This window comes from Paracoccus albicereus, assembly GCF_024359525.1.
Lineage (GTDB): Bacteria > Pseudomonadota > Alphaproteobacteria > Rhodobacterales > Rhodobacteraceae > Paracoccus > Paracoccus albicereus.
Genome location: NZ_JAKZEU010000009.1, coordinates 44655 through 50654 on the forward strand (window position 1 = coordinate 44655; position 6000 = coordinate 50654).

Genomic DNA, 6000 nt, shown 5'->3' on the forward strand with positions numbered 1-6000 from the left:
CGGCAGGCCCGGCCTGTTAACGCATTTGGCGAACCTGCGTTCCTGCGACGACATGAGCTTGTGTCCGTTTTTCGCGCTGGACCGAAACTGCGTCGCGTCCTATGCCGGGGCCATGTCAGACGAGATCGATCCCGACGATGTCCCGGGCGCAGACCCTGCCGGCGAACCCGCGCCCACGAACCTGATCCCCGAGCCGCTGTCGCGCGCAATCGGCGAGCGGTATCTGACCTATGCGCTGTCGACGATCATGAACCGCGCGCTGCCCGATGCGCGTGACGGATTGAAGCCGGTGCATCGACGGATCCTTTATGCGATGCGCGAGTTGCGCCTGGCGCCGACGGGCGGGTTCCGCAAATCCGCCAAGATCACCGGCGACGTGATGGGCAATTATCATCCGCACGGCAACGCCGCGATCTATGATGCGATGGCGCGGCTCGCCCAGGATTTTGCCATGCGCTATCCGCTCGTCGACGGGCAGGGCAATTTCGGCAGCATCGACGGCGACAATCCGGCCGCCGAACGCTACACCGAGGCACGCCTGACACTGGCGGCCGAGGCGCTGATGGAGGGGTTGGCCGAAGACGCGGTCGATTTCCGCCCCAACTACGACGGCACGCTGGACGAACCGGTTGTGCTGCCGGCCGCCTTTCCGAATCTGCTCGCCAACGGCGCTTCGGGCATCGCGGTCGGCATGGCTACGAACATTCCGCCGCATAACCTGCACGAAGTCCTGGACGCCTGTCTGCATCTGATCAAAACGCCCGATGCACGCGACGACACCATCGCGAACCTCGTCAAGGGACCCGATTTCCCGACCGGCGGCATCATCATTGAAAGCCCGGAAAGCATCGCCGAGACGTATCGCACGGGTCGCGGCGCCTTCCGCATCCGTGCACGGTGGGAACGCGAGGATTTGGGCCGCGGCGGATGGCAGATCGTCGTCACCGAGATCCCCTATCAGGTCCAGAAATCCAAGCTTATCGAGCGTCTGGCCGAGTTGATCCAGACCCGCAAGGTTCCGATCCTCGCCGATGTGCGTGACGAATCCGCCGAAGATATCCGGATCGTGCTTGAGCCGAAGACGAGGGCCGTCGATCCCGATCAACTGATGGCCGCGCTGTTCCGCGTGAGCGATCTGGAAAGCCGCTTCAGCCTAAACATGAATGTGTTGATCGACGGGCGCGTGCCCAAGGTCTGCTCGCTTAAGGAAGTTCTGCGCGCTTTCCTCGACCACCGTCGCGAGGTTCTGGTGCGTCGTGCAAACTACAGGCTGGCCAAGATCGCGGCGCGGCTCGAGGTGCTGGAAGGCTATCTCGTCGCCTATCTGAACCTTGACCGCGTGATCGAGATCATCCGCTACGACGACAATCCCAAGGCCACCATGATGGCCGAGTTCGGACTGTCGGACGTGCAGGTCGAAGCGATCCTGAACATGCGCCTGCGCGCGTTGCGCAAGCTGGAAGAGATCGAGTTGCGTGCCGAGCGTGATGCGCTGATCGACGAACGCGCCGCGCTGGAAGCGATGCTGTCGGATGAGGATGCGCAATGGTCCCGTATCGCCGAGCAGTTGCGCGAGGTGCGCGGCCTCTTCGGCAAATCCAAACCGGAAGGCGAGCGGTGCACAGCGATCACCCAGGTTGAGGATGTCCAGCCCATCGACATGGATGCGATGATCGAGCGTGAACCGATCACGGTGATCCTGTCGAAGATGGGCTGGATCCGGGCGATGAAGGGCCATCAGCCGCTGGACGGCGAGCAGAAGTTCAAGGACGGCGACGGACCCGGTTTCGCCCTGCATGCCGAAACCACCGACAAGGTCATGCTCTTCGCGTCGAACGGTCGCTTCTATACCCTGCCGGCCAGCACGCTTCCCGGCGGACGCGGCACCGGCGAGCCCGTCCGCCTGATGGTCGATCTTCCGAACGAGGCCGAGGTCGTCGCGCTGTTTCCGTGGCGCGAGGGCGAACGCTATCTGATCGCCTCCAAGGCCGGTGACGGTTTCGTCGTGGGCGCAGGCGACATCCTTGCTCAGACGCGAAGCGGCAAGCAGGTCCTGAACGGCGAGGCTGCGGTGTGTCGATCCGTCGCGGGCGACCACGTTGCCGTGGTCGGCAGCAACCGCAAACTGCTGATCTTCCCCTTGACCGAGCTGCCAGAGATGGCTCGGGGCAAGGGTGTGCGTCTGCAGAAATATCCGGGCGGAGGCGGCCTTGTCCCCGACGATCGCCTGTCTGACGCGCGCTGCATCACGTTGGCTGAAGGCCTGTCGTGGCTGGACCCCGCCGGACGGACGCGCACCGAAACGGTGCTGGATGAGTGGCTGGGCCGCCGCGCATCGGTAGGACGGACGGTTCCGCGCGGCTTTCCGAAGGACAACCGATTCGACTAGCCGCGCCGGATGACGTCCTTGCGGCCGGTGATCATCGGCATGATCAGGTCCTCTCGCTTCCAGAAGCGATAGAACAGCACGATCCCGATGTGCAGGATCACCAGGATCAGGATCAGTGTGCCACCCAGGTGATGCCATCCGACCGCCTTGCGGCTGGTGGCGCTTGCAACCTCACCGGCCAGCGGTCCGACATTGATGTAGTCTTCGGGGTCCGAGATCAGGCCGGTCGACACTTGCGCGGCGAGCAACGCCAACATGGCGATAACCGACAGGGCCCCCATCGGGTTATGGCCCGGCCAATAGCTCGGCTCTCTGCGGAACATGTGGCTGGCGTAGCGAGTGACCGCACCGGGTCCCCGCAGAAAGTTCGAGAACCGAGCCTCGGCAGGCCCGACGAAACCCCAGACCAACCGGAACGCCAGAAGGGCGATAATCCCGTATCCAACCCAGAAATGCAGGGTCATGACGGCCGGCCCGAAATGTCCCAGAAAAAGGTTCGTCACGACCAGGGTGGCAAGACACCAGTGGAACCCGCGCAGAAGCGGGTCCCACAATCTCACTTCGACCGGCTGCACGGGCGTCGATGCAGGGTCGGACCGGCTCATGTCTCGGGTTGACGATATTCGTCGTGGCACGCCTTGCAGGCGGCGCCGAGTTTCTGAACCACGGGACCGACGTTTTCCTGTCCGCCCATCACTGCGTCGGATGCGCCTGCCGCTGCGCTGCGAAGATCCTCAAACTTGGCTGCGAAATCGTCGGGATTGTCCCAGATTTCGGGTTTCGCCGCGCTTTCCATATTGTCGTCCATCGACGATCCCTCGACGAACAGGCTCGGCAGATCGTAGCCGACCAGCGCCTCGATATTGGCGCCAGCGCGCGAGGCCGCAGCCTCGTCGTACTCGATCTCTCCCTTCGCCATCCCGGCAAGGGTGCCCATGTTGATCGAAAGCATCTTGTAAAAGCCGTGACGCGCTTCGATCGCGTCCTCGACCGACTGCGCATGAACGATCACGGGCATCGACATGATGGCTGCGGCGGCAAGCAGGATCTTCATCCGGCACACTCCTTGGCTGGGTTTCTGACGGGGCAAGAATGCCACGGACGCGATCTAATTCAATCTGCCAGCGAGCCGCCGACCACACATTTGGTTGATCTTCATGGGGTTGGCGGCCCGATCCTTGTCAGGCGTAAAGATTCTGCACGCCGACCTGATCGTGGATCTGGTTCACGACCTGCTGATTCAGACCCATGGCCTGGGCTAACGCGTGCAGATACTCGGCCTCGGCGCGACTGTCGAAGTCGATCGCCATCAGCGACATCATGTAAACCTGCGCCTCAAGACCGGACGGCACTTCACGCGCCAGACCTTGCGGATCGACCGGCGCGGCCATCTGGTCGCGGATGAACTGTCGCTCTTCCTCGTCGAGCGAACCGAACTCACCCATCAGACGCTCTTTCTCGGCATCGTCGATCTTGCCGTCGGACTTGGCCGCCTGGATCATGGCGCGCAGCATCAGACCGGCAACCGCATTCTGTTCGGGCGTCGGCGCAACTTCCGGTTCGTCGCCGCGGACGATGGCGTCGTTGAACAACTCGCCAAAGCTCGCTTCGTTTTGAGGCTGAGAGTCCTTGCGTGCCAACCGATCGGCCGCGCCACCGGCCGCTGCACCGCCCAAAAGGCCGCCCAGCACATCACCCAGACCACCGCCCGCGCTTGCGTTGTCGCTGCGGGTGCCGCCGCGCATCTGGTCAAGCAGTCCGCCAAGTTGTCCGCCGGAGCCGGACCCGCCGCGAGTGCTGCTCGACGAGTTGGTCAGCTGGTCGAGCAGTCCGCCAAGACCCCCGCGCGCACCGGTCGAATGCGCGCCGCCATACCGGCTTCCGCCCCCCGTATTTCCGCCGCCAAGCACCTGACCAAGCATTTCGCTCAGACCGCCAGAGCCCGACGACCGATTGCCGTCGCGGCCCATGTTGTTGCCCAGCAGGTCGCCCAGAATCCCACCGCCAGTCTGACGGCCAGAGCTGCTGCGCGATCCGCTTTGCTGGTTTTTCATCACGGCGCCGACTCCTTTCGCCAGCACCACACCAGCGGCGACACGCGCGAGGGTTTTCATCAGGCTCATCTCATCCTCCAACATCGATCAACATCGGTGCCGCGGGATGTGCGGCAACGTCCGGATTGCGAACGCGATCAACGGTTTCCGGGTTCCGCTCGACGCCATGCCGCGCACCGTCACGTGATAGAGACACGAAACCCTGCCAAGACGCCGCGTGCCCTTGATTTTTCCGGGCCCGCCGAATACATCGCGGCCCAGCATCAATCGGGGCCAGAAATTCGCCATGCCCCACGACAGGAGGCCGTCATGGCAAAGGCAAAATTCGAACGCACGAAGCCGCATGTGAACATCGGGACGATCGGTCACGTTGACCACGGCAAGACGACGCTGACGGCTGCGATCACGAAGTATTTCGGCGACTTCCGCGCCTACGACCAGATCGACGGCGCCCCCGAGGAAAAGGCGCGCGGGATCACCATCTCGACGGCGCATGTCGAATACGAATCCGACAGCCGCCACTATGCGCACGTGGACTGCCCCGGCCACGCCGACTACGTGAAGAACATGATCACCGGTGCCGCCCAGATGGACGGTGCGATCCTGGTCGTGAACGCCGCCGACGGCCCGATGCCGCAGACGCGCGAGCACATCCTGCTGGGTCGTCAGGTGGGCATCCCCTACATGGTCGTCTACCTCAACAAGGTCGACCAGGTGGATGACGAGGAGCTGCTGGAACTGGTCGAGATGGAAGTGCGCGAGCTGCTGTCGTCCTACGACTATCCGGGCGACGACATCCCGATCATCAAGGGCTCGGCCTTGGCCGCGATGGAAGGCCGTGATCCCGAGATCGGCGAGAACTCGATCCGCGCGCTGATCGCGGCCGTCGACGAATACATCCCGACGCCCGAGCGCGCCGTGGACCAGCCGTTCCTGATGCCGATCGAGGACGTGTTCTCGATCTCGGGTCGCGGCACCGTGGTCACCGGCCGGGTCGAGCGTGGCGCGGTCAACGTGGGCGACGAACTGGAAATCGTGGGCATCCGTCCGACGAAGAAGACGACCTGCACCGGCGTCGAGATGTTCCGCAAGCTGCTCGATCGCGGGGAAGCCGGCGACAACATCGGCGCGCTGCTGCGCGGCGTGGAACGCGACGGCGTCGAGCGCGGCCAGGTCCTGGCCAAGCCCGGCTCGGTCACGCCCCACACCGAGTTCGAAGCCGAAGCCTACATCCTGACCAAGGAAGAGGGTGGCCGTCACACGCCGTTCTTCGCGAACTACCGCCCGCAGTTCTACTTCCGCACGACGGACGTGACCGGCACGGTGAAGCTGCCCGAGGGCACCGAGATGGTGATGCCGGGCGACAACCTGAAGTTCACGGTCGAGCTGATCGCGCCGATCGCGATGGAAGAGAAGCTGCGCTTCGCCATCCGCGAAGGCGGCCGCACCGTGGGTGCCGGTGTGGTCGCGAAGATCCTGAAGTGATCTGACGCACGCGGGAGCGATCCCGCGTCGCCAAAGGCGAAAGGCCCGTCCCGAAGGGGCGGGCCTTGTCGT

5 protein-coding genes are annotated in these 6000 nt (G+C 63.8%); 2 read left to right on the forward strand and 3 right to left on the reverse strand.

Annotated features, from left to right (window positions below; genetic code table 11):
• Window positions 1-112 precede the first annotated feature (112 nt).
• Window positions 113-2389 (forward strand): DNA topoisomerase IV subunit A, encoded by a 2277-nt coding sequence (gene parC, locus MLD63_RS17435; RefSeq protein ID WP_255331186.1) that lies wholly within the window; start codon window positions 113-115, stop codon window positions 2387-2389.
• Here parC and MLD63_RS17440 read toward each other — a convergent pair.
• From MLD63_RS17440 to MLD63_RS17450, 3 genes are all read right to left on the reverse strand, one after another.
• Entirely contained in the window at window positions 2386-2994 is a 609-nt protein-coding gene (locus MLD63_RS17440; RefSeq protein ID WP_255331187.1) for a cytochrome b/b6 domain-containing protein, read from the reverse strand. The two genes, parC and MLD63_RS17440, sit on opposite strands and share 4 nt — an antisense overlap.
• Window positions 2991-3443 carry a c-type cytochrome gene (locus MLD63_RS17445; protein ID WP_255331188.1) on the reverse strand — a complete coding sequence of 151 codons (453 nt, stop codon included), beginning with the start codon at window positions 3441-3443 and terminating at the stop codon, window positions 2991-2993. The genes MLD63_RS17440 and MLD63_RS17445 overlap by 4 nt, the downstream gene beginning before the upstream one ends.
• Window positions 3444-3570: 127 nt before the next feature.
• Window positions 3571-4512 carry a tellurite resistance TerB family protein gene (locus MLD63_RS17450; RefSeq protein ID WP_255331189.1) on the reverse strand — a complete coding sequence of 314 codons (942 nt, stop codon included), beginning with the start codon at window positions 4510-4512 and terminating at the stop codon, window positions 3571-3573.
• 240 nt (window positions 4513-4752) lie between these two features.
• Here MLD63_RS17450 and tuf point away from each other — a divergent pair, with 240 nt between their 5' ends.
• Entirely contained in the window at window positions 4753-5928 is a 1176-nt protein-coding gene (gene tuf / locus MLD63_RS17455) for an elongation factor Tu (RefSeq protein ID WP_255331190.1), read from the forward strand.
• Window positions 5929-6000: the final 72 nt, after the last annotated feature.